The sequence below is a fragment of the Streptomyces sp. NPDC029292 genome (genome assembly GCF_055569295.1).
Map to the genome: position 1 here is coordinate 322,153 of NZ_JBVHXR010000006.1, position 22,722 is coordinate 344,874.

A 22,722-nucleotide genomic window follows, 5' to 3' on the forward strand; every position below is an offset into this window, starting at 1 on the left:
CGGGCGTGTGCCGCTGTACGAAACCGTGGCGTACGTCACTTGCCGTCGCAGCCCGTATCCTCCGGCGACGCTCCGCTCATAGGCTTCAGCCATGATGGTCCCCGCGGCACTGTTGCTGCTCGGCGCCTTGGCCGCCGTGGTCGCTCCGCGACTGCTCGCCCGGGCCGACTGGCCGGACCGCGAACCGGTGGTCGCCCTGTGGGTCTGGCAGTGCGTGGTGGCGGCCGTTCTGCTGTGCTGCATGCTGTCGATGACGCTCAGCGCGGCGGCCGCCTGGGTGGCGGTGCGCGGCCATGTCTTTGGTTCGGCGCCGCGCTCGGTCGTGGACGCCTACGCACTGAGCACGGGTGGCGCCTGGGCGGCGACAACCGCCGTGACGCTCGCGTGCGGCGGCGCGTGGACCGCCGCGATGCTGGTTCGCGAGATCGTACGGGCTCGGGCGCGCCGTCGGCAGCGAAGGGCCGAACTCCTCGTACGCGCCCCGCTGTTGCCCGGCGAGGAGCCCGGAGCCGACCCTCTGGTGCTCCTGGAGGGCGAGCGCCCGGACGCCTGGTGGCTGCCCGGCGCGGCACCCCAACTCGTCATCACCACAGCCGCGTTGCGCCGCCTCAAGGGGCGCCAACTGGACGCCGTGCTCGCCCATGAGCAGGGGCACGCGCGGGCCCGGCACGACTGGCTGCTGCACTGCTCGGCCGCGCTGGCCACAGGCTTCCCGCAGGTCCCGGTGTTCGCCGCGTTCCGCGACGAGATGCACCGCCTGGTCGAACTGGCCGCCGACGACGTGGCGTCGCGCCGCTTCGGCCGCCTCACGATCGCCCTCGCGCTCGTGGAACTCAACGAGGACCGGGGCGTGTTCGGCCCCTGCCCCACCCCACAGGCCCATGTCCCGCAGCGCGTCCACCGCCTCCTCACGCCCCCGGGCCGGCTCACGGCGGCGCGGCGGCTGCGGCTGACGGCGGCGGCCGCGCTGGTGCCGGTGATCCCGGTGCTGGTCGCGTTCGTACCGGGGTTGCGGGCACTGGGCTGACCGGCCATCGGCGACTCGGGCGCCCGGGGGTGGCCTGCCGCCCTGAAGCCGACGCCACGCCCCCGGGGCTGACCTCCCGCCCCGGACGTCGACGAGGATCACACCATGCACTCCCCGCCCGTCGGCTCACCGTCCCGCACACCGGACCCCCGCACCGCGGCGCTCACGATGGCGGCTCTCGCCGTGCCCTTCCTGCTGCTCCTCCTGCTGGTCACGTTCTCCTGGCATCCACTGCTCGCCCTCGACGGCGACATCGCGCGCACCACGCACCGCTGGGCCGTCGACGAACCCGGTATCACCCATGCGTTCCGTGTCCTCACGGACTGGGTGTGGGACCCCTGGACGATGCGCGCGGTGTGCGCGGCCGCTGTGATCTGGCTGGTGTGGCGCCGCTCGGCATGGTGGTTGGCCCTATGGGTGGTGGCCACATGTGCGGTGGGCACACTGGCGCAGCAGGTACTCAAAGCGGCGGTCGGCCGCGAACGGCCCGTCTGGCCCGACCCCGTGGACTCCGCCCACTACGCGGCCTTCCCCTCCGGCCACGCGCTGACGGCCACGGTGGTGTGCGGGCTGGTGGTGTGGCTGCTCCACCTGTACGACGCCGGACGCGCCCTGCGGCGTACGGTGTCGGCCCTGGCGGTGGTGTCCGTCGTGGGCGCGGGCCTGACCCGGATCTGGCTCGGCGTCCACTGGCCGTCGGATGTGCTGGGCGGCTGGCTCCTCGGAGCGCTGCTGGTCGCGTCGGCGGTGGCCGCGTACGAGCGGTGGCCCGGCTCGAGACGCCCTTGACCGGCCACGGTCGCGCCACGAAGGATCTCCCTCATGACGATCAAAGGCGTGCTCTTCGACTTCTCCGGAACCCTCTTCCGCGCCGAATCGACCGAGTCCTGGCTGCGCGCCGTGCTCCGCGGAGCCGATCGCACCCTGCCGGAAGGGGAGTTGGCCGAGGCCGCATACGCGCTGGAGATGGTGGGCGCGCTGCCCGGCGGAAGCCGGCCGCCTCACCTGCCCGAGGGCCTCGACGAGGTGTGGCGCACCCGCGACGAGAGCGCCGAGCTGCACCGGGCCGCGTACACCGGCGTCTCCCGCCAGGTACCGCTGCCCGACCCTCGGCTCTACGACGCGCTGTACGACCGTCACATGGTCCCGGACGCCTGGCACCCCTACCCGGACGCCGACGAGGTGCTGGGCGCGCTGCGTGAGCGCGGGGTCGCGGTCGGTGTGGTCAGCAACATCGGCTGGGATCTGCGGCCCGTCTTCCGCGAGCACCGCCTCGACCCGTACGTCGGCGCGTATGTCCTGTCGTACGAGCACGGCATCCAGAAGCCCGATCCCCGGCTCTTCGCCACCGCCTGCGACGCGCTCGGCGTCGCTCCCGAGGACACCCTGATGGTCGGTGACGACCGCCGGGCGGACGGGGGTGCGGCGGCCCTGGGCTGCGGAGTGCACTTCGTGGACCATCTACCGGTGACGGACCGCCCGGACGGGCTGCGGCCAGTGCTCGACCTGGTCGGCTGACCGGCCCTCCCGCAGGCCCTCGCTCGTGCTTCCTCAGCCCTGATAGCCCTCGACCTGCGACTGGGGGCGCACCCGCGCCTCGTCCGGGTTCTCGCCGTACTCGGACTTCGCGCGACGCTGGCGCAGCAGGTCCCAGCACTGGTCGAGCGCGCGCCCCAGCTCTCCGAGCCGTTCCTGTTCGGTGTCGCTGTCGATCTGCCCGGACGCGACGGCGTCGCGCAGGCGTCGCTCGTCGTCCACCATCGCCGTGATCCTGGCCAGGATCTGGTCTTGATCCATGTCCGTACGCCTCCTCGGCACTCCAGCCCACTCTAAGGAGGCCACCGCGGCTGTGCGACTTGCTCGGGGCCATGCACGTCTGCCTCGGATGTTCCCCCGCGCCACCCGAGGCAGACGGCAGGCCGGAGCGGACCCGTGAAGGGGCCGGCCCGACGCGTTGAGTATAGTTGGCTGGCAGCCAGTCAACGCAGGAGTTCCAGCATGTCCCCGCGCAGCGCCTCGGTCAATGAAGAGTTGCGGCGGCGTTCCCGGGAGCGGCTCCTGCAGGCCGCGGTGGAGCTGGTGAGCGAGCGCGGTTACGAGGCGACCACGCTCGGCGACATCGCCGATCGCGCGGGATCGGCGCGCGGACTGGTGTCGTACTACTTCCCCGGCAAACGCCGGCTCCTGCAGTCCGCGGTGCACCGGATGATGCACCGCACGCTGGAGGAGGCGCTGGAGCGCGAGCCGTGTACCGAGGACGGCCGGGAGCGGATGGCGCGGGCCATCGACGCGATCCTGGGCCTCGCCCGGGACCAGCCCGTGCTGATGCGCCAGCACATGGCCGGGATCCTGCAGGCCGAGGGGTTCGTGCAGTGCCCGGAGCAGCAGCGTCTCGCGCAGCTGCTCCGGGACACCGTCGCCCGGCACGGCTCGCCGGACGCGGCGACCGACTACCCGATGCTGCGGGCGCTGCTCATGGGCTCGGTGTACGCGGCTCTGGTGCCGGGCGTTCCGATGCCGATCGCCACGCTGCGGGCCGAGCTGTTCAAGCGGTACCGCCTGGACTGGGAGATGGGTGTCCCGCCGGACACCGCGGTGCCCGGCGGGACGTGCGAGACGGATCTTTCACGGTTCTTCGCGACCGGCGACCGGCCCGACGGTCACTCCGACGGGCCGGACGGCGAATCCGATCGGTCTGACGGCCAGTCCGATCGGTCCGACGGTCAGTCCGATCGGCCGGACGGTCAGTCGAAGTAGTCCGGCTGCGTCTGGACGTTGAGCTCCCGCAGATGGACGCGCTTGGCCGGGTCCGTGCGCCGGTCGCTGAGCTTCAGCACGTCGAAGCCCTTGGCGATGTCGTTCGAGTAGATGTAGCCGTTGTAGTAGTACGCCGACCAGGAGCCGCCGACCGTGAGCTTGTCGGTGGTCAGCGGGCCGCGCTCGAAGTAGGCGATCTCCCGCGGGTCGGCGGAGTCGGTGAAGTCCCAGACGGAGACGCCGCCCTGGTACCAGGCCTGGACCATGAGGTCCTTGCCCTTGACCGGGATCAGCGAGCCGTTGTGGGCCACGCAGTTCTCGGTGTCGGCCTGATGGCGGGGGATCTTGTAGTAGCTCTTGAAGACGAGCTTGCGGTCGTCGCCCTTGCCCACGATGTCATAGATGCCGTCGGCGCCGCGGTTCGGACCGGTGGCCTCGTTGCAGGTGGCCGCGCCACCGCCGCCCAACTCGTCGGTGAACACCACCTTGTCGGCCTTCTGGTTGAAGGTCGCCGAGTGCCAGAACGCGAAGTTCACGTTGTCCTCGACCTGGTCGATGACCTTGGGGTGCTCCGGGTCCTTGATGGAGAAGAGGATGCCGTCGCCCATGCAGGCACCCGCCGCGAGGTCCTTGGACGGGAGCACGGTGATGTCGTGGCAGCCGGTGGTCTTGGAGACGCCCGGGTTGGTGGGCGCGCCCGGGTTGCCGCCGCCGTCCGGGCCCTCACCCGGGAACAGGACGGGGAAGTTCACCACGGCCGCCTTCTCGGGGGCGTTGCGCGGCACCTTGATGACCGAGATGCCGTCGTGCGGCGGCCGGCAGTCGGGGAAGGTGGCGCTCGGCGAGTACGAGGAGACGTAGAGGTAGACGTTCTTGCGCTCGGGCACGAGTGTGTGGGTGTGCGAGCCGCAGGCGGTCTCGACGGCGGCGACGTACTTCGGGTTCGCCTTGTCGGTGATGTCGAAGACCTTCATGCCCTCCCACGAGGACTTCTCGGTCGCGGGCTGCGTGGTGCTGGCGCATGAGTTGTCGCTGCGCGAGGAGTCGGTGGACAGGAACAGCAGGTTGCCGGAGACGGAGACGTCGTTCTGCGAGCCCGGACACAGCACCTGCGCGACCGTCCTGGGCGCCTTCGGGTTGCTGATGTCGAAGATGCGGAAACCGTCGTAGTTGCCGGCGAACGCGTACTTGCCCTGGAAGGCCAGGTCCGAATTGGTGCCGGGCAGGGCATCCTTGGGGATGTTGGTGAGGTGCTCGATGTTGTCGGAGTGGACGATCTCGTCCTGACCGGGTATCTCACCGCTCGCCATCGCCGCCCGCGCCTCGGCGGCGTCGCTCGGGGAGATCTGCTCCTGCGCAACAGGACTGTCCCCGGGGTCGGGGGTCGCGGCCGCCGGGCCGGCCGTCAGCAGCGCGGCCAGGAGTCCGGCCGCGGCCACGGCAACTCCCAGTCGTCTGTGCCGCGTTCGGGGGTTTTTCAACAGGGTCACTGTGTCCTCCCTTGTAGCCGTTCGCAGTTGAACGGTTCACGGACCCCCGCAGTATCGTCCGCACCAAGCATTGATCAACAGATGGCAACGGACTCGTAATGAAAGTTTTCGATCAGTCACGTGCGGAAGCGTGCTAGGACGGTCAGCAACACCCTTGAGGTGTCCGTCCGTTCATGTGCCGCAGGAGGTCGCCGTGTCCTTTCGCCGTACGTCCCGTGCGTCCCTGGTCGCGGCGTCGCTGGCGGTCGCCGCGCTCGCGCTCGGGGGGTGCGACTCGGGTTCCGGGAGCAAGTCCGGCAAGACGAGCGGACCTTCGGTGATCGCACCCGGCAGGCCGGGCGAGGCGGCCGAGACCCTCTCCGCCGAGGATGCCGCGAAACAGCGGTCCGACGACGACTCCCCCAACTCGGCGGACTTCGCGTACGCGCGGATGATGATCGACCATCACACGCAGGCGCTGGAGATGACCGAACTCGCCCCGAAGCAGGCCGAGTCGGGCAAGGTGAAACGGCTCGCCGCGCGGATCACGGCCGCGCAGGGGCCGGAGATCGCCACCATGAGGAGCTGGCTGAAGACGCACAACGGCGAGAACACCGTCACGGAGCACGAGCACGGGGCGATGCCCGGAATGGCGACTCAGGCACAGCTGAAGAAGCTGCGCGCGGCGCGGGGCACGGCGTTCGACCAGCTCTTCCTCAAGCTGATGATCACGCATCACGGCGGGGCGATCACGATGGCCACGGATGTGAAGGCTCAGGGCAACAACATCCAGATCGAGGAGATGGCCGACGATGTGATCGCGCAGCAGACAAGTGAGATCAGCAGGATGCGCGAGATGTCGTAACGCCGCTAACGGCGGGCGTGGCGAGGCGTCAGGAAGCCGGCGTCGCGGGCCCCGGCGATGAGCCTGAGGGACCTGCGCCGGCTGTGCCCGGTCGCGCACATCACCGCCAGCACCGGGTCGATGCCTTTGTCCCGTGCCGCGAGGTACTCCTCGGCGACGAGCCGGCGGCCCTCCATGCCGCGCGGCCACGCCGTCCGGGCGCGGTGCGAGGACCCTTCCTCCGACCCTTCCTCCGACTCGTCCGGCGGCACGGTCCGCGCGCCGCACGCTTCGAAGAGCGGTTCCTCGATCCAGTCGGCGAGCATCGTGAGGTCGTCGAGCGAGAGCGGCGGCTGGGCCCGCACGTCCTCGATCGACAGGTCACCCCCGGACAGCACGGCGAGCAGGTCGACCTGGGCGCCGTCTCCGAAGGCCAGCCGGACGTTGAACCACGATGTGGCGCACTCACGCTCCCGTACTTCCCACGCGGGCCACACGGACACCGCACCGTCCGGACGGCGGCGATCAGACAGATTGAGAAAGGATGCCGCTAGCACATACGGAACGTAACCGCGTCATCACACTCCATACGAACGGACACGCACGGGTGCGCCGCGCGCCGCACCCTGTCAGCGGAGCTCCCGTGGTGCGATCCTGGAGCCATCAGCGATCTCCTCGAGCTGTTCGGGTTTCGGATAAGGAGTTCCGCCGTGCTGCATGTCGCCGTCGTCGGCTCGGGACCCAGCGGGGTCTACACCGCTCAGAGTCTCGTCCAGCAAAGCCAGCTGCCGGAGGTCCGGGTGGACGTCCTGGACCGGCTGCCGTGCCCGTACGGCCTGGTGCGCTACGGCGTGGCACCCGACCACGAGAAGATCAAATCGCTGCAGAACAATCTGCGGACCGTCCTGGAGGACGAGCGGGTGCGGTTCCTGGGCGGCGTCCAGATCGGCCCCGGCGGACTTGCGCCGGACCGGCTGCGGGAGCTGTACCACGCGGTCGTCTACTGCGTGGGCGCCGCCACCGACCGCCACCTCGGGATCCCGGGCGAGGAACTGCCCGGCAGCTGGTCGGCGACCCAGTTCGTGTCCTGGTACAGCGCACACCCGGACTCCGCGGCGGACGGATTCGTGCCCGGCGCCCGCTCTGCCGTGGTCATCGGCGTCGGCAACGTCGCCGTCGACGTGACCCGGATGCTGGCCCGCGGCACGGCCGAGCTGAGCCCCACCGACATGCCGCAGGCGGCGCTCACCACGCTGGCCGCGAGCACGGTGACGGAGATCAGCATGATCGGGCGGCGCGGCCCCTCACAGGCCCGCTTCACCACCAAGGAGCTGCGCGAGCTGGGCGCGCTGCCGGACACCCAAGTCGTCGTGGACCCGGAGGAGTTGGCGCTCGATCCGCACTACGTCGATCCGTCCGCCCTGCCTGCCGCGCAGCGCCGCAATGTGGAGGTGCTGCGGGGGTGGGCCGCCGCACCGCCGCAGGATCGGCCGCGCCGTATCCGGCTGCGCTTCTTCCTGCGCCCCGTCGAACTGCTCGCCGACGGCGACGGCGGACGCGTGGGCGCGGCGCGCTTCGAGCGGACGGTGCCGGACGGATACGGCGGGGTGACGGGCACAGGGCAGTACGAGGACATCGAGGCGCAGTTGGTGCTGCGCTCGGTCGGCTATCGCGGGGTGCCGCTCGAAGGGCTGCCGTTCGACGCGGAGCACTGCACGGTGCCGCATCTCGCGGGGCGGGTCCTGCGGGACGGGGCGATCGCACCGGGCGAGTACGTGGCGGGCTGGATCAAACGCGGCCCGACCGGCGTCATCGGCACCAACCGGCCGTGCGCCAAGGAGACGGTGACGTCGCTGCTGGAGGACGCCCCCACGCTCGTACGACGGGACCTTCCCGAGGATCCGCTCGCGGTGCTGCGGGCGGACGGGCTGACGCCGGTCGAGTGGGATGGATGGCAGGCGATCGAGCGGGCCGAGGCGGAGCTGGGCGCCTCCCTCGGGCGGCGCGTGGTCAAGCTGCCCGACTGGACGTCGCTGCTGGCGGCGGCGCGGACGGCGGGTTCGTAGCCGGGTCCGGTGCTGCGTCGTAGCAGAGTCGAGTTCACCTCTGTGGGCATGACACATATCGGCAACAGGCCGGAAATCAACAAACTGTTCAAGCCCCCTACGGTCTCGTGCTGTTCGGACGTTCTCGTGCCGTTCGGACTTCCCCGCTCCTCCGCCGCTCCTGGAGTGCCCATGGCAACCCCCGCGCCCGTACATCCCGTCGACGAGGTCCCACCCATACGCCAGTTGGCCGCCTTCGGGCTCCAGCACGTGCTCGCGATGTACGCGGGCGCGGTCGCCGTTCCGCTGATCGTGGGCGGCGCGATGAAGCTGTCGCCCGCCGATCTGGCGTATCTGATCACCGCGGATCTGCTGGTGTGCGGCATCGCGACGCTCATTCAGTGCGTGGGTTTCTGGCGCTTCGGGGTGCGGCTTCCGATCATGCAGGGGTGCACCTTCGCGGCCGTGTCGCCGATGGTGCTCATCGGGACGACGGGCGGCGGACTGCCCGCGATCTACGGCTCGGTGATCGTGGCCGGCCTCGCGATCGTGCTCCTCGCTCCGGTCTTCGGGAAGCTGCTCCGCTTCTTTCCGCCGCTCGTGACCGGCACGGTCATCCTCGTCATCGGTCTCTCCCTGCTGCCGGCCGCGGGCAACTGGGCCGCCGGCGGACAGGGCAGCGCGGACTTCGGTGAGCCGAAGAACCTCGCGCTCGCGGGCTTCGTGCTCGCCGTGGTGCTCGGCGTGCAGCGGTTCGCGCCGGCGTTCCTGAGCCGCGTCGCGGTGCTGATCGGCATGGCCGTGGGACTCGCGGTCGCGGTGCCGTTCGACTTCACGGACTTCAGCGGGGTCGGGGACGCCGACTGGGTCGGGGTCAGCACGCCGTTCCACTTCGGCACGCCCAGCTTCCACGCCTCGGCGATCATCTCCATGCTGGTGGTCGCGCTGGTGACGATGACCGAGACGACCGGTGACCTCATCGCGATCGGTGAGATGACCGACCGGAAGATCGACCCGCGCTCCCTCTCGGACGGCCTGCGCGCCGACGGCCTGTCGACCGTCCTCGGCGGCATCTTCAACACCTTCCCGTACACGGCGTACGCGCAGAACGTGGGCCTGGTCGGCATGACCCGGGTGCGCAGCCGCTGGGTCGTCGCCACCGCGGGCGGCATCCTGGTGCTGCTCGGCCTGCTGCCCAAGCTGGGCGCCGTGGTCGCGGCGATACCGGCGCCGGTGCTGGGCGGCGCGGGCCTGGTGATGTTCGGGACGGTCGCCGCGAGCGGCCTCAGGACGCTGGCCCAGGTCGACTTCAAGGACAACCACAACCTGACGATCGTCGCCGTCTCCGTGGCCGTGGGTGTGCTGCCGGTCGGCGTGCCGACGATCTACGAGAAGTTCCCGGACTGGTTCCAGACGGTGATGAACAGCGGGATCAGCGCCGGGTGCCTGACGGCGATCGTACTGAACCTGCTCTTCAACCACCTGCCGGGCAAGGCGAGTTCAGCCGAAGCCGCCGTCGAACCGGAGACCGCTTCAGCCTGAGCCGGGCCGGTCGGCCTGCCGGGTGGCCGCTGTCAGGACACTGTCGAGGAGGCCGGGGAACAGCGCGTCCAGGTCGTCCTTGCGCAGGGCGTTCATCTTGGCCGTGCCCCGGTAGATCTGCCGGATCACCCCGCTCTCCCGCAGCACCCGGAAGTGGTGCGTGGTCGTGGACTTGGTGACGGGCAGGTCGAAGTGCGAACAGGAGAGCTCGTCGCCGTCGGCGGCGAGCTCTCGCACGACCTGGAGCCGCATCGGGTCGGACAGCGCGTGCAGCACACTCTCCAGGCGGATGTCCTCGCTCGCGGGATGCGGGAGATCCCGGGTGCTGCCGGGGGCTGCGGTCGTCACGGCGGCTCCATTCCTCGGGGCGGGCTCTCGCCCGGCGAGGTCCCTGGAGGGACTTCACCGGTTCCCGCGCACCTCATTGTACGAGATCTCTCGTAGTTTGACATCTGCCATACTACGATGCCTATCGTACGAGGCGTACACCGGCCCCGCCATGAAGGGAGTCCGCCGTGAGCGCACTCTTCGAGCCCCGCACCCTGCGCGATGTCACCATCCCCAACCGGGTGTGGATGCCCCCGATGTGCCAGTACTCGGCCGCACCCGAGGGACCGTCGACGGGCGCCCCGAACGACTGGCACTTCGCCCACTACGCGGCCCGCGCCGCCGGAGGCACGGGGCTGATCATCGTCGAGGCGACCGCGGTCTCCCCCGAGGGCCGCATCAGCCCGTACGACCTCGGCATCTGGAACGACACACAGGTCGAGGCGTTCCGCCGCATCACCCGCTTCCTGAAGAGCCAGGGCACCGTTCCGGCGATCCAGATCGCTCACAGCGGCCGCAAGGGATCGACCGAGCGCCCCTGGAAGGGCGGCGCGCCGGTCGGACCCGAGGCGTACGGCTGGCAGCCGCTCGGTCCGAGCCCGGCCCCGTTCGACGACCACCACCCGGTGCCGACCGAGCTGACCGTCGCCGAAATCCAGGCCGTCGTCGGGCAGTTCGCGGATGCGGCCCGCCGAGCCCTGGACGCCGGCTTCGAGATCGCCGAGATCCATGGCGCCCACGGCTACCTCATCAACTCGTTCCTCTCCCCGCACTCCAACCACCGCACGGACGAGTACGGCGGCTCGTATGAGAACCGCACCCGCTTCGCCCTCGAAGTCGTCGACGCCGTGCGCGCAGTCTGGCCCGACGACAAGCCGCTCTTCTTCCGCGTCTCCGCCACCGACTGGCTGGACGAGGACGGCTGGACCGCCGACGACACCGTCCGCTTCGCCGGCCGGCTCAAGGAACACGGAGTGGATCTGCTGGACGTCTCCACGGGCGGCAACGCCTCCGGCGTACGCATCCCGGTCGGACCCGGCTACCAGGTCCCCTTCGCCGCCCGTGTGAAGAACGAGACGTCCCTGCCCGTCGCCGCGGTCGGCCTCATCACCGATGCCGAGCAGGCCGAGAAGATCCTCGCCAACGGCGAGGCCGACGCGGTCCTCCTGGGCCGGGAACTGCTCCGCAACCCCTCGTTCGCCCGCCTCGCGGCCCGCGAACTCGGCGCGGACGTCCACGTGCCCGATCAGTACCACCGCTCCGTGCAGGCGCGCGGAGGGCGTTAACCCTACGTGATGTAGGGTGAACGCCGCTCGTGCACACTTCACGGCTGCCGGTCGTCGTACGACCGTGAGCCTCTGACGTCCCGGGGGACCCATGAAGGCACCTGACGCCGTGCGAACGGGACGCGGACCGGTGGCCGTGCTGGCCCTGCTCGTGCCGAGTCTCGGGGTCGCCGCCGCGGGCGTGTATGTCCTGTGCGGCTTCGACCTGCACGCCCTGCACGTACGCCCGCACTTCGGCGACGGACTCGTCATGGCGATTGTGATAATGGCCGCCGTGACGGCGGGAGCGGCCCTGGGCGATCTCCTCTGGTGGGTGACGACGCGCAACCGTTGCGCCGCGGACGACGGGGAGCCTCGTCCGGGTCAGCCCTTGAGGAGGGCGCGGCCCAGCCAGTCGGAACGGTTCTTCACGCCCGGCAGGGCGAAGAAGTAGCCGCCCCCGGTGGGGATGATGTAGTCGACGAGCGGCTCGTCGATCAACCGTTCCTGGGTCGCCTCGAACTGCCGTACCACGTCCTGCTGGTAGCAGCAGAAGACGAGCCCCATGTCGAGGTTGCCCGCCTTGTCGACGCCCCGGTCGTAGTTGTAACCGCGGCGCAGGATCCGGGTCGCGTCGGTCTTCGTCGTACGGGGGTTGGCCAGGCGGATGTGCGCGTCGAGCGGGATCGCCTGGCCCTGCGGGTCCTTGGTGTAGCGCGGGATGTCGGTCTCCTGCGCGCCGTCGAGCGGAGCCCCGGTGTCGCGGCGGCGGCCGATCATCTTCTCCTGTTCGGTGAGCGAGACCCGGTCCCAGAACTCCACGAGCATGCGGATGACGCGCACGACCTGGTAGCTGCCGCCGACCGCCCAGTCCGGTTCGCCGTCTGCGTCGGTGACCCAGACCAGCTTGTCCATCTCGCGGGCGGAGGTCGTGTCGGGGTTGGCGATGCCGTCCTTGAAGCCCAGGAAGTTGCGCTGCGCGCCGGTCGGGCGGGACGGGTTCTGGAAGCCGTCGACGCGCCACTTGATCTGCATCCCGCCGCGTGTGTGGCGGGCGATGTCGCGCAGGGCGTGCAGCACGGTGTCGGAGTTCGCGTGGCGCCCGCGAGGGCGGCTCCGGCCGCGCCGACACCGGGGCTCCGTGGCCGTGGTGATGCGGCGCCACAAACGGGCCGCGTGGATCTTCAACGTGCTGCTGGCCGGACCGCTCTGCGCGCTCTACGCCCTGGCCCTGACCCAGGACCGGTATCAACGGCACGTCTTCAACTGGATCTCGGCGCTGCTCACCGGCCTCTTCGTCGCCGCGCTGCTGCTGGGGCGCAAGGAGTTCCACGCCGTCGGGGACCGCTCCAACCCCCGACTGGCGCTGGCCGTGGGGGTCGGTGGCCTCCTGGTCTGCGGCACCGTCGGCACCCTGCTGGTGAGCGCCACCAACCAGGTGTCCGGGACACCGATGAGCGACCGGATCGCGTACACCTTGCTGCGCGGAGTCAGCGTCGGCCCGCTCGCCGACCGCTTCGACACCGTTGCCGCACCCCGCTGGGTGGACATCCTGATCAACGTCCTCATGGCCGTGACCTTCCTCCTCATGCTGTACGCGTGCTTCCGCGCGCCGCGCGGTCGCGAGCTCCTGGGCGAGGAGGACGAGCAGCGCCTGCGGGAGCTGCTCGCCCGGCACGGCGAACGGGACTCACTGGGCTACTTCGCGCTGCGCCGCGACAAGGCCGTCATCTGGTCCCCGAGCGGCAAGGCGGCGATCGCCTACCGAGTCGTCGGGGGCGTGACCCTGGCCTCCGGCGACCCGATCGGCGACCCCGAGGCCTGGCCCGGCGCCATCGAGGCATGGCTGCGGGAGGCGCGCCGGCACGCGTGGACACCTGCGGTGATGGGCGCGAGCGACGAAGCCGGCACCATTTACGCCCGGCACGGCCTGGACGCCCTGGAACTCGGTGACGAAGCCATCGTGGACCGCGCCGACTTCACCCTGGAAGGGCGCGCGATGCGGGGAGTCCGGCAGGCGCACAACCGCATCCGCCGGGCCGGATACACCGTCCGCGTCCGCCGCCACGCGAGCATCCCCGAGGCCGACATGGCCACCCTGGTCGACAAGGCGGACCACTGGCGCGACGGCGAGACCGAGCGCGGCTTCTCCATGGCCCTCGGACGGCTCGGCGACCCGGCCGACGGGCGTTGCGTCATGCTGGAGTGCCACGACAGCGAGGGTGAACCCCGGGCCGTGCTGAGCTTCGTACCGTGGGGCGAGCGGGGGCTGTCGCTGGACCTGATGCGACGGGACCGGAACTCCGAGAACGGGCTGATGGAGTTCATGGTGATCGAACTGTTGCTGCGTGCCCAGGAGTTCGACGTCGAGCGGGTGTCCCTGAACTTCGCCATGTTCCGGTCCGTCTTCGAACGCGGCTCCCGGCTGGGCGCGGGGCCCGTGCTGCGACTGTGGTGTTCGGTGCTGACGTTCCTCTCCCGGTGGTGGCAACTCGAGTCCCTCTACCGGGCCAACGCCAAGTACCGGCCCGTCTGGGAGCCCCGCTATCTCCTGTTCGAGAAGAGCAGCGACCTCCCCCGCATCGGGATCGCCGGCGCTCGCGCGGAAGGCTTCCTCGCCCCGCCCGCCCTGCCGCGGTGCGGGTTCAGTGCGCGGCGCCCGAGGCCTCTGCGTTCTCGTCCTTCATCGCCTTGGCCTCGCTCTTGAGGATGCGCATCGACTTGCCGAGCGCACGGGCGGTGTCCGGCAGCTTCTTCGAGCCGAACAGCACGACGAGCACGATCGCCACGATCAGCAGGTGCCAGGGTTCCAGTCCGTTGCGGAGCATCGCGCCCCCGCCTTCCTCGCATCGGTCGAGGGCGCGCCTCTCCGGCGACCCCTCCATGGTTGCTACATTGCGCAACTGTACAACCATGAGGTGGCTTGCCGGCCGCCGTCCCTATTCCGTGCGCAGGGCCGTGGCGGTGCGGGTCCGGGCGGCCCAGCCCGCGGGCAGCAACGCGCCCAGGACGGCGATGAGCAGCCCGCCGAGTGCGAGCAGGATCAGTTCGGTTGTGCCGTAGACGGCGATGGCGGAGTCGGGCAGCTTGAGGTCGGCGCTGTGGCCCATCGCCGGGATGACCCAGCCGTGCAGTGTCACGCCGAGCGGCACGCCGAGGGCGCCGCCGACGAGTCCGGTCACGAGGACCGAGGTGACGACCATGGTGACGATCTGCCGGGGGGTCATCCCGAGGGCTTTGTGGATTCCGAGGTCACGAACCCGTTCGCGGGTGTCGAGGACGACGCCGTTGAGCACGCCCAGACCGGCGACGGCGACGAGCATCACCGTGAGGATCGCGGTCAGTGTGTTCAGGATGACGGCGGTGTCGCTGCCGTTGCGCAACTGGGCGATCGCGGCGGTGACGCCGAGGGGCTTCAGCGCGCTGTTCAGCTTGTCGACGTACGCGGACACATCCGTGCCGGCCTTCACCGCGATGTGGTGGCTCACGACCTTCAGGTTCGGCTCCGCGGCCTTGAGCGTCCCCACGTCGGTGAAGACCTCCATGCCGTCGTTGTGGGTGTCGAGGACTTCGCCGACGATCCGCACGGCGACCGCCTTGCCGTGGTCGTTGAGCGTGACGGTGTCCCCGACGCGTGTCCCGGTGGCGGTCAGGAACGGAGTCGGCACCACGGCCTCGCCGGCCTTGGTGAACCAGCGCCCCGTGACCATCGCGTAGCCGCCCCAGGAGCCGTCGCCGGAGAACGCGACGACGTCGGTGGTACCGGTCACCCCGGAGACGGTCGCCTGCGCCATGGCGATTCCGTAGTACTTCCCTGTCCCCGGCTGGGAGTTGATCGCCTCGGCGATCGCGGCGGGATCAGCAGCGGGATCAGCGGCGGGATCAGCAGGGGCCGATCCCGCTGGGGTCTGCTGCACGCCGCCTGCGATCTGCGGTCCCACGGGTTCGATGACGACGTCGGCGGCGTTGTGCTCCCGTGCGGTCATCACCTCGCTGAGCGTCGAGCCGAGGCCGACGGCGAAGGTGACGGCCACGGCGCCGAAGGCGATCGCCGCGCACATGGCGGCCGCACGGGCGGGCCGGACGAAGGGCCGGGCCAGCCCGAGCACGACCGGCCGCGGCAGCGGCAGCCGGGCGCTCAGCCGGGCCGCCCGACGGCCGTGGCCGGACGACGGGGTTCGTCCGACGGCGAGCGCGTCGACCGTGCGCAGCCGTCCGGCGCGCCATGCGGCGGCCCACGCGGTGCCGGTCACCAGGCCCAGCGCCCCGGCGACCACGGCGATGTCGACCCACGGGGCGACGGCGGAGCCGGTGGTGCTGTAGGCATCCTCCGCCTCGGACAGCACCGGGACGGCGGCGAGGTTGCCCGCGACGACGCCGAGCACCGTGCCGACCGCCGCCGGGAGAAGCGCCTGGCCCACATAGGCCCGGACGACCTGGCGCGGGGTGAATCCGACGGCCTTGAGGATGCCGATCTGGCGCAGCCCGGAGCCGACCGTGCCGGCGACCACGTTGCCGACGATGAGCACCGACATGACCAGACCCAGGATGCCGAACGCGACGAGGAACGGGACGAACAGCGCGGTCTGGCGCTCGGCTGCCTTTTTGACGGCGAGCCAGGACTGCGCCCCCGTCACGGCTTTCGCCGGGACGGCCGCCGTCACCGCGCGGCGGCCCGCGGCGACCTGCGCGGCGGTGTCCGCCGCGGTGAAGCGGTAGAGCATCTCGTACCCGCCGCCGCTGCTCGGCGTGAGCGCGGCGATCTGTGCGGGGGCCACCCAGGCGTCGGCGGTACGGCTGACCGACCGGGCCCAACCGACCACCTTCAGCGTCGGGTTGCCGGGAAGACCGGCGAAGTGCAACTGCCGGCCCGCGCCAGGGAAGGTCTCCAGATCGGCGGAGACGACGATCTCACCGGGCCGGGTGGCCCACCGTCCCTTGGTCAACGTGACGTCGTCGACCGCTCTTTCGCCGGGTTCGGCTCGGCCGACGACCGTCATCGGCGTCAAGTCCTCGCCCTGGTCGCCCTGTGGGGTGACCGACGCCGTACGGAACGGACCGGACGCGTCGGCGACCCCGTCGGTGTGCGCGGATGCCGACAGTTGCGCGGCCGTGGCTCTGTCGGCGTCGAACTGCACGGACAGATGCGCGCCGTGCTGCCTGCTGAAGGCGTGTTCGAACGGTGCGCTGGAGGCGACCAGCAGGGAGCCGCCGAGGACGGACGCGGTCACCGCCATCATCATGGTCAGCCCGATCACCAGGGTCTGCACCCGGCGGCGCCCCACACCCGAGCGCACCACTCGGCCGAGCGCGCTCATCGGACGGTCTCCGCCGCGAGGTCGCCGGTGATCCGGCCGTCGACGAGCTGGATCGTGCGAGTGGTGCAGGCGCGGGCCAGCGCGAGGTCGTGGGTGACCACGACGAGGGTCTGTCCGTCGGCGTTGAGCTCGGCGAGCAACTCGCTGACATCCTCGCCGGAGGCCGTGTCCAGGGCTCCGGTCGGTTCGTCGGCCAGCAGCAGCGGCGGGCGGTTCATCAACGCCCTGGCCACGGCGACGCGTTGCCGTTCGCCGCCGGACAGCCGGCCCGGGTAGGCGCGGGCGTGCCGGTCGACGCCGAGCGTTTCGAGCAGTTCCGTCGCGCGCCGACGCGCCTCCCCGCGTGCCATGCCTGCCAGTTGCGCGGGCAGGACGACGTTGTCGGCGACGGTCAGGTCGTCGAGCAGGTTGAAGAACTGGAAGACCATACCGATCTTGGCTCGCCGGAAGCGCGCCGCGGCGGCCTCGCCCAGCCCGTCGACCCGTACGCCGTCCACGGTGACGGTTCCGCTGTCCGGCCGGTCGAGCCCTGCGATCAGGTTGAGCAGCGTGGACTTGCCGCTGCCGGACGGCCCGAGGACCGCGACGGCCTCACCGGCCCGTACGGTCAGCGACGCGTCGCGCAGCGCGGGCGGCCCGTCGTCGTAAGCGCGGCTGGCATCGCGCAGCTCTATCACCGGCGTGGTCATGGTGTCTCCCTCGGTCCGTCCGACGGTCAAGTCCGTCCGACCCGTCGGAAGTTAGGCGCGCGCGCCGTACGGCCGCGTCGGTCGGCCGGGTCATTTCCGGTACCGCGCCGGGAGGAGGGCCTCTCGTGTCATCCCTGCGAAGTAGGCGACGGATGTACCCGGCCGTCGGACGGAGGTCCGCCGGGAGGATGTCGCGGCGTTCGGCCGTCGGTGAGAATGAGCCGGTGAAGAGCTCGTCAATGGCGGACCTGCTGCGACACGGAGTTGTCCTGCTGCGGCGCCCAACGGGTCCGCTGCCGCGGCCGGGCCGGCGCAGCCTCGCCTTCGACGCGGCGCTGACGCTGCTCGTCGGTGTCGCGGTGCTCCACTACGCCGTCGACGTGGCGCAGGACAAGATGCGCGAAGCCACCGATGGCATCGGCCCGTACGTCCGCGCCACGGAGGCGGCCAGCGTGACCGCCGCGGCGGTTCTGGCGATCCTCGCCGCGGCGCCCTTGGCGCTGCGCCGCAGGTATCCGCTGGCCGTGCTGTGGGCCGTGACGGGCGCGTCCGCGCTGACGCCGCAGGATGCGCAGCGAATCGTCATCTACTCCTCCGTCATAGCGGTGTACAGCGCCGTGGCCTACAGCCCCTACCGAGTGGCGACGCTGGCGAGTGTGCCGGTGACCGTACTGGCGGTCGGCAGCCTCACGAGTGATGTGCCGGCAACCGCCGTCGCGCCCGACCCCACCAAGGTCGTCATCAGCTCCTCCCACTACGTCACCGTCCCCACCCAGTACGTGCCGCTGCTGATCCTGGTTCCGCTCATCCTGGCGACCAACGGCCTGCGCACCTGGCGGATCCGCGCCGACGAGAGCCAGGCGCAGATGTCCGCGCTCGAACGGGAGCAGGCCGAGGAACTGCGCCGCGCGACCGAGCAGGAGCGCGCCCGCATCGCCCGCGAGCTGCACGACGTGGTGACCCACAACGTCAGCGTGATGGTCATCCAGGCCGGCGCCGCCCGCAAGGTCATGGATGTCGCCCCGGACCAGGCCCGCGAGGCCCTGCTCGCGGTCGAGGCCAGCGGCCGGGGGGCCATGTCCGAACTGCGGTACGCCATGGGCCTGTTGACGATGGACTCCGAAGGATCCGACCCGGCGGCCACCGCGGATCTCGCGCCCCAGCCGGGCCTGGACCAGTTGCAGGCCCTGGTCGGCAGGGTGCGGGACTCCGGTGTGCCCGTCGGGCTGACCGTGACCGGTACCGCCCGGCCCGTACCGGCCGGGGTCGGGCTGGCCGCGTACCGGGTGGTGCAGGAGGCGCTGACCAACACGGTGAAGCACGCCGCCGGTGCGACCGCGGCGGTGACCCTCGAGTACGGCGGCGACCACCTGCGGGTCGCAGTCACCGACACCGGCGGCCGGCCGAGCGCGTCCGCGGCCACCGGCAACGGACACGGCCTGATCGGACTTCGCCGGCGGCTGGCCGTCTACGGTGGCACCCTGCACACCGGAAGACGCCCCACCGGCGGCTACCGCGTCACCGCACTGATCCCCTTGGAGGCACCGTGACCGGGCAGCCGTTGCGCGTGGTGGTCGCCGACGACCAGACCCTGGCCCGTACCGGATTCCGGATGATCCTGATGGCCGACGGCATCGACGTGGTCGCCGAGGCGGCCAACGGCGCCGAAGCCGTCACCGCGGTCCGGCGCACCCGGCCCGACGTCGTGCTGATGGACATCCGGATGCCCGAGCTGGACGGCCTGGAGGCCACCCGCCGCATCCTGAACGGCGCCCCCGGCGCACCGCGCGTGATCATCCTGACCACGTTCGACCTCGACGACCTCGTCTACGCCGCGCTGTCCGCGGGAGCCAGCGGCTTCCTCCTCAAGGACGTCACCCCCGAACACCTGGTCTCCGCCGTCCGCATGGTGCGCTCCGGCGACGCCCTGCTGGCACCGGCCATCACCCGCCGCCTGGTCGAGAGGTACGCCCGCCGGGGCCCCGAGGCCGCGGCACTCCACCGCGATCTGGCCGCGCTGACCCCGCGTGAACTCGAAGTCCTGCGCCTGCTCGCCCAGGGCCTGAGCAACACCGAACTCGCCGCCCACCTCCACCTCGCCGAAACGACCGTCAAGACCCACATCGCCCGCATCCTCTCCAAACTCGGCCTCCGCGACCGTGTCCAGGCCGTGGTCACCGCGTACGAGACGGGCCTGGTCACCCCGAGCACCCCACCACCCGCCGGGCTGCCGTCAGCGCCGTCGCGTACAGCGTGAGGACCGCGGCAAGGAGCACGTAGTAGAAGGCCGGCAGTGCGGTCATGCCGAGGAGCGGGCCCAAGGGGGAGAGCGGGAGCAGCAGACCGGCGGCGGCGAGTGCGGTGGCCGCCAGGGCGAGCACGCTCGGGGGCCGGCGGTGCTCGGCGGTGCGGCGGCCGACGCGCAGGAGCACCATGACCAGGGCCTGGGTCGTCAGGTTCTCGGTGAACCAGCCGGAGTGGAACGCGGCCGCGTCGTCGATGGCGTCCGGCCCGTCCAGGGCGAGCGCGAGGATCGCGAAGGTGGCCAGGTCGGCGACGGCGTTGAGCACGCCGAAGCCGGTGATGAAGCGCAGCAGGCGCCGCGGGCGCAGCACCGTGGGGCGGCGCAGGGCGCCGGGGTGCGGGCGGTCGTAGGCGAAGGCGAGTTGTGCCGCGTCGAAGCACAGGTTCTGGGCCAGGACCTGCGCCGGAAGCATCGGCAGAAAGGGCAACAGCAACCCCGCGGCGAGCATCGCGATCACATTGCCGAAGTTCGAGGACAGCGTGATGCGCAGATACGAGGCGATGGTGACGCTGCTGTGCCGGCCCGCCGTCACTGCATGCTCGATCGCGGTGAGGTCCTTGGCGGCGAGGACCACGTCGGCGCTCTCCCGGGCCACGTCGACGGCGTCGCGCGGTGCGATCCCGACGTCGGCGGCGCGCAGTGCGGGCAGGTCGTTGACGCCGTCCCCGAGGAAGCCCACGGTGTGCCCGCCTGCCCGCAGGGCGACGGCGATACGGGCCTTGTGCTCCGGGGTGCAGCGGGCGAAGACGGTCGTACGGCGGACGGCTTCGGTCAGTTCGGCGTCGGTGAGGGCGTCGATCTCCGTGGCGGTGAGGGCATCGATTTCCGTGGCGGTGAGGGCATCGATGCGGCCGACTGCCGCCACCTCGCCGGGGTCGAGGCCCAGGTCGCGGCAGGCACGGGCCGCCGTGCCGGGGTGGTCGCCGGTGAGGATCTTGACGGTGATCCCCCGTTCGACAAGGGCCTTCAGCGCGTCGGCGGCGGTCGGGGCGAGCGCGTCGCGGAAGGTGAGGAAGCCGCGGAAGGCCAGGCCGCGTTCGTCGGCGGGTGTGCAGTCGTGGGTGCGGGCGATGGGGGTCCCCCCGCTCGAGCGAAGCCGAGAGTGGGGGAGTTCGGCGGTGGCGACCGCGAGCACCCGCAGTCCGTCGTCGGCCTCGCGCGCGGCGAGGGCGAGCAGTCGCGCACGCTCGGCCTCTTCCAGTACGCACCTCTCCAGTACGTTCTCGACGGCGCCCTTGACCACGAGCGTGTGCACGCCGAGTCCGCGCGGGTGGCGTACGACGGCGGTGGCGAGGCGGCGCACGGGATCGAAGGGCAGCGCCGCCACCCCTTCGTACGGCTCGGCCTCCCCGTCCGCCGCCTCCAGGACCGCCTCGTCGAGCGCGTCCGGCGTGGGCAGTTCGGCGATCTGGAGGGTCCACCAGGCGTTGACGGCGGCCCAGCGCAGGACGTCGGGGTCGTCCCGCCCTTCCCCGTCCAGGGCGCGGTGGACGACCGGCCGGTCCTGGGTGAGGGTGCCGGTCTTGTCCAGGCACAGCACATCGACGGCACCGAGGTCGTGCAGCGCGGGCAGCCGTTTGACGATCACCTTGTGGGTTCGGGCCAGCAACGACGCACCGCGCGCCAGACACGTGGTGACGATGACCGGCAGCATCTCGGGGGTGAGCCCGACCGCCACGGCGACGGCGAACGGCAGGGTCTCCACGGCCCGCCCGCGCAGCGCCGCGTTGGCCATCAGCACCAGCGGCGGCGTGAGCAGCATGAACCGGATGAGCACCCAGGAGATGCCGTGCACGGACCGGTCGAAGGCACCGGCTTGGGACGGGCCACCGCGAGACGTACCGCCGTACGCGGACGAGAACCACGTCCGCGCACCCGTGGCGAGCACCACCGCCGTCGCACTGCCCGTCACCACACTGCTGCCCTGGAAGCAGAGCTGCCGCTGCGCGAAGACCCCGTCGTGCGACGGATCCGGTGCGTCGACGGCTGCCTTCGCGACCGCCGCCGACTCCCCCGTCAGCGCCGCCTGGAGCACGGTCAGCCCACTCGCCCGCAGCAGCCGTACGTCGGCCGGGACAAGGTCGCCGGGCCCGAGCCGCACCACATCGCCGGGCACCAACTCGTCGACGGAATGTCCCGGGCCCGTGCGGGAGCGTCCGCGTCGGCCCGCCGCAGCACGGTCGCGGTGCCGGCGACCAGCTCGCGCAGCCCTGCCATGGAACGGTCGGCCCGGTGCTCGCCGGACGCGCGCAGCGCGCAACTGACCACGACCAGACACAGGATCACGGACGCCGTCCCCCACGCGGCCACGACCGCCGACACCAGCCCGAGGCACAGCAGCACCGCGGTGAAGGGGTCGCGCAGGCCGCGCGCGAACAGGCGCGGCCCCGACCACGTCCGCCGGCCCGGAACCGTGTTGGCGCCGAAACGGACCAGCCGCGCCTCGGCCGCCGCCTCGGTGAGCCCGCGGGGGCCGGCGTCCAGCTGTCGCAGAACTTGGAGCGAGGTCAGCCCGGCGAGACCCTGAGGGCCATCACCGGCGAGGGACGCACCGGCGTGCGCGCGCTCCCTCCCGACCGCGGTCGCGGCGGTGTCAGACCCCAAGGCCACGGATGCGCCGCGCCGAACCCCGCGCGGCGCGGTCGGCTCGCTCGGCACGATCGGCGCGGTCCGTCAGCTGGCCGACCATGAGCCGTACGACGGTCACCACGTCCGGGTCGTCGACGAAGTAGATCTGGCGCCGCCCTTCGCGCCGGGACCGTACGAGACCGGCGAGCTTCAGCTTGGTCAGGTGCTGGCTCACCGCGGGCAGCGCCCCGCCGACCCGCTCCGCGAGCCCGGTCACATCGCTCTCGCCCTGCGCCAGCGCCCACACGATGTGCAGCCGCGCCGACGACGCGAGCAGCCCGAAGTTCGCCGCCGCCTCCGCCAGCACCTCGGCGGACGGATCCTCGAAGCCACCGGCCTCCGCCACCACCGCCACCACCGTCTGTCCTTCCCGTCCCGCCGGGACCGTCTCCTGTGAATCGTCCCAGTCTAGGGCGCCGCCGCACGTGCCCCATGGGGCGGCGAGGGCGCCGGTACGGCTTCCGGGCGTCACTGTCAGTGCCGTGGTGCACACTCGCGATCAGTTG

General features: G+C 71.3%; 20 protein-coding genes and 2 pseudogenes. 12 read left to right on the forward strand and 10 right to left on the reverse strand.

Features of this window, described 5'->3' with window-relative positions:
• Positions 1 to 91 precede the first annotated feature (91 nt).
• The 3 genes from ACZ4WS_RS16715 to ACZ4WS_RS16725 all read left to right on the forward strand — a co-directional run bounded on the left by ACZ4WS_RS16715 (position 92) and on the right by ACZ4WS_RS16725 (position 2,545).
• Complete coding sequence (locus ACZ4WS_RS16715; RefSeq protein ID WP_467981021.1) at positions 92 to 1,027, forward strand: M56 family metallopeptidase; 936 nt, start codon at positions 92 to 94, stop codon at positions 1,025 to 1,027.
• 105 nt (positions 1,028 to 1,132) lie between these two features.
• Positions 1,133 to 1,816 (forward strand): phosphatase PAP2 family protein, encoded by a 684-nt coding sequence (locus ACZ4WS_RS16720; protein WP_467981022.1) that lies wholly within the window; start codon positions 1,133 to 1,135, stop codon positions 1,814 to 1,816.
• Between the two features lie 33 nt (positions 1,817 to 1,849).
• Positions 1,850 to 2,545 (forward strand): HAD family hydrolase, encoded by a 696-nt coding sequence (locus ACZ4WS_RS16725; protein ID WP_467981023.1) that lies wholly within the window; start codon positions 1,850 to 1,852, stop codon positions 2,543 to 2,545.
• Between the two features lie 33 nt (positions 2,546 to 2,578).
• On the opposite strand, the gene ACZ4WS_RS16730 is transcribed toward ACZ4WS_RS16725, so the two are convergent.
• Positions 2,579 to 2,824 carry a DUF2630 family protein gene (locus ACZ4WS_RS16730; protein ID WP_467981025.1) on the reverse strand — a complete coding sequence of 82 codons (246 nt, stop codon included), beginning with the start codon at positions 2,822 to 2,824 and terminating at the stop codon, positions 2,579 to 2,581.
• A 201-nt stretch (positions 2,825 to 3,025) separates the two neighbouring features.
• On the opposite strand from ACZ4WS_RS16730, the gene ACZ4WS_RS16735 reads away from it, so the two are divergent.
• A complete protein-coding gene (locus ACZ4WS_RS16735) occupies positions 3,026 to 3,784 on the forward strand; it encodes a TetR/AcrR family transcriptional regulator (RefSeq protein WP_467981026.1) in 759 nt (252 codons plus the stop codon).
• On the opposite strand, the gene ACZ4WS_RS16740 is transcribed toward ACZ4WS_RS16735, so the two are convergent.
• On the reverse strand, positions 3,772 to 5,274 hold the full coding sequence (locus tag ACZ4WS_RS16740) for an LVIVD repeat-containing protein (RefSeq protein WP_467981028.1): 1,503 nt from the start codon (positions 5,272 to 5,274) through the stop codon (positions 3,772 to 3,774). The genes ACZ4WS_RS16735 and ACZ4WS_RS16740 overlap by 13 nt on opposite strands.
• Before the next feature lie 193 nt (positions 5,275 to 5,467).
• Here ACZ4WS_RS16740 and ACZ4WS_RS16745 point away from each other — a divergent pair, with 193 nt between their 5' ends.
• Positions 5,468 to 6,118, forward strand: a complete 651-nt coding sequence (locus tag ACZ4WS_RS16745; protein WP_467981030.1) for a DUF305 domain-containing protein — start codon at positions 5,468 to 5,470, stop codon at positions 6,116 to 6,118.
• 5 nt (positions 6,119 to 6,123) lie between these two features.
• Here ACZ4WS_RS16745 and ACZ4WS_RS16750 read toward each other — a convergent pair whose 3' ends face one another.
• Positions 6,124 to 6,600, reverse strand: a complete 477-nt coding sequence (locus ACZ4WS_RS16750; RefSeq protein ID WP_467981031.1) for a DUF6214 family protein — start codon at positions 6,598 to 6,600, stop codon at positions 6,124 to 6,126.
• A gap of 207 nt (positions 6,601 to 6,807) precedes the next feature.
• On the opposite strand from ACZ4WS_RS16750, the gene ACZ4WS_RS16755 reads away from it, so the two are divergent.
• Positions 6,808 to 8,163, forward strand: a complete 1,356-nt coding sequence (locus ACZ4WS_RS16755; protein ID WP_467981033.1) for an FAD-dependent oxidoreductase — start codon at positions 6,808 to 6,810, stop codon at positions 8,161 to 8,163.
• A 171-nt stretch (positions 8,164 to 8,334) separates the two neighbouring features.
• Positions 8,335 to 9,684, forward strand: a complete 1,350-nt coding sequence (locus ACZ4WS_RS16760; RefSeq protein WP_467981035.1) for a nucleobase:cation symporter-2 family protein — start codon at positions 8,335 to 8,337, stop codon at positions 9,682 to 9,684.
• Here the strand turns inward: ACZ4WS_RS16760 and ACZ4WS_RS16765 are convergent.
• A complete protein-coding gene (locus ACZ4WS_RS16765) occupies positions 9,676 to 10,032 on the reverse strand; it encodes an ArsR/SmtB family transcription factor (protein ID WP_467981037.1) in 357 nt (118 codons plus the stop codon). The genes ACZ4WS_RS16760 and ACZ4WS_RS16765 overlap by 9 nt on opposite strands.
• A gap of 167 nt (positions 10,033 to 10,199) precedes the next feature.
• Between ACZ4WS_RS16765 and ACZ4WS_RS16770 the strand changes: the two genes are divergently transcribed.
• Positions 10,200 to 11,297: an NADH:flavin oxidoreductase/NADH oxidase gene (locus ACZ4WS_RS16770; RefSeq protein WP_467981039.1), complete on the forward strand. Its 1,098-nt coding sequence runs from the start codon at positions 10,200 to 10,202 to the stop codon at positions 11,295 to 11,297.
• Positions 11,298 to 11,406: 109 nt separating this feature from the next.
• Complete coding sequence (locus ACZ4WS_RS16775; RefSeq protein WP_467981041.1) at positions 11,407 to 11,730, forward strand: hypothetical protein; 324 nt, start codon at positions 11,407 to 11,409, stop codon at positions 11,728 to 11,730.
• On the opposite strand, the pseudogene ACZ4WS_RS16780 reads toward ACZ4WS_RS16775, so the two are convergent.
• A pseudogene (locus ACZ4WS_RS16780) lies at positions 11,661 to 12,371 on the reverse strand (Dyp-type peroxidase); the annotation flags it as partial. The gene ACZ4WS_RS16775 and the pseudogene ACZ4WS_RS16780 overlap by 70 nt on opposite strands.
• 58 nt (positions 12,372 to 12,429) lie before the next feature.
• On the opposite strand from ACZ4WS_RS16780, the gene ACZ4WS_RS16785 reads away from it, so the two are divergent.
• Complete coding sequence (locus ACZ4WS_RS16785; protein WP_467981111.1) at positions 12,430 to 13,983, forward strand: phosphatidylglycerol lysyltransferase domain-containing protein; 1,554 nt, start codon at positions 12,430 to 12,432, stop codon at positions 13,981 to 13,983.
• On the opposite strand, the gene tatA is transcribed toward ACZ4WS_RS16785, so the two are convergent.
• Genes tatA through ACZ4WS_RS16800 form a run of 3 tightly spaced genes read right to left on the reverse strand, consistent with a single transcriptional unit; the run spans position 13,922 to position 17,283 of the window.
• Positions 13,922 to 14,179 carry a Sec-independent protein translocase subunit TatA gene (gene tatA / locus ACZ4WS_RS16790; protein WP_467981043.1) on the reverse strand — a complete coding sequence of 86 codons (258 nt, stop codon included), beginning with the start codon at positions 14,177 to 14,179 and terminating at the stop codon, positions 13,922 to 13,924. The genes ACZ4WS_RS16785 and tatA overlap by 62 nt on opposite strands.
• A 36-nt stretch (positions 14,180 to 14,215) precedes the next feature.
• The gene (locus tag ACZ4WS_RS16795; protein ID WP_467981044.1) at positions 14,216 to 16,594 is read right to left on the reverse strand and encodes an ABC transporter permease; all 2,379 of its coding nucleotides are present in this window, start codon (positions 16,592 to 16,594) and stop codon (positions 14,216 to 14,218) included.
• Positions 16,591 to 17,283 carry an ABC transporter ATP-binding protein gene (locus tag ACZ4WS_RS16800; protein WP_467981045.1) on the reverse strand — a complete coding sequence of 231 codons (693 nt, stop codon included), beginning with the start codon at positions 17,281 to 17,283 and terminating at the stop codon, positions 16,591 to 16,593. The genes ACZ4WS_RS16795 and ACZ4WS_RS16800 overlap by 4 nt, the downstream gene beginning before the upstream one ends.
• A gap of 239 nt (positions 17,284 to 17,522) precedes the next feature.
• Here ACZ4WS_RS16800 and ACZ4WS_RS16805 point away from each other — a divergent pair, with 239 nt between their 5' ends.
• Both ACZ4WS_RS16805 and ACZ4WS_RS16810 read left to right on the forward strand, forming a co-directional pair.
• The gene (locus tag ACZ4WS_RS16805; protein ID WP_467981112.1) at positions 17,523 to 18,833 is read left to right on the forward strand and encodes a sensor histidine kinase; all 1,311 of its coding nucleotides are present in this window, start codon (positions 17,523 to 17,525) and stop codon (positions 18,831 to 18,833) included.
• Positions 18,830 to 19,540 carry a response regulator gene (locus tag ACZ4WS_RS16810; protein WP_467981046.1) on the forward strand — a complete coding sequence of 237 codons (711 nt, stop codon included), beginning with the start codon at positions 18,830 to 18,832 and terminating at the stop codon, positions 19,538 to 19,540. Before ACZ4WS_RS16805 ends, ACZ4WS_RS16810 begins: the two co-directional genes overlap by 4 nt.
• Here the strand turns inward: ACZ4WS_RS16810 and mgtA are convergent.
• Together mgtA and ACZ4WS_RS16820 are read right to left on the reverse strand one after the other, a co-directional pair.
• A pseudogene (gene mgtA / locus ACZ4WS_RS16815) lies at positions 19,482 to 22,198 on the reverse strand (magnesium-translocating P-type ATPase). The gene ACZ4WS_RS16810 and the pseudogene mgtA overlap by 59 nt on opposite strands.
• Positions 22,182 to 22,565 (reverse strand): ArsR/SmtB family transcription factor, encoded by a 384-nt coding sequence (locus tag ACZ4WS_RS16820; RefSeq protein WP_467981114.1) that lies wholly within the window; start codon positions 22,563 to 22,565, stop codon positions 22,182 to 22,184. The pseudogene mgtA and the gene ACZ4WS_RS16820 overlap by 17 nt, the downstream one beginning before the upstream one ends.
• Between the last annotated feature and the right edge of the window lie 157 nt (positions 22,566 to 22,722).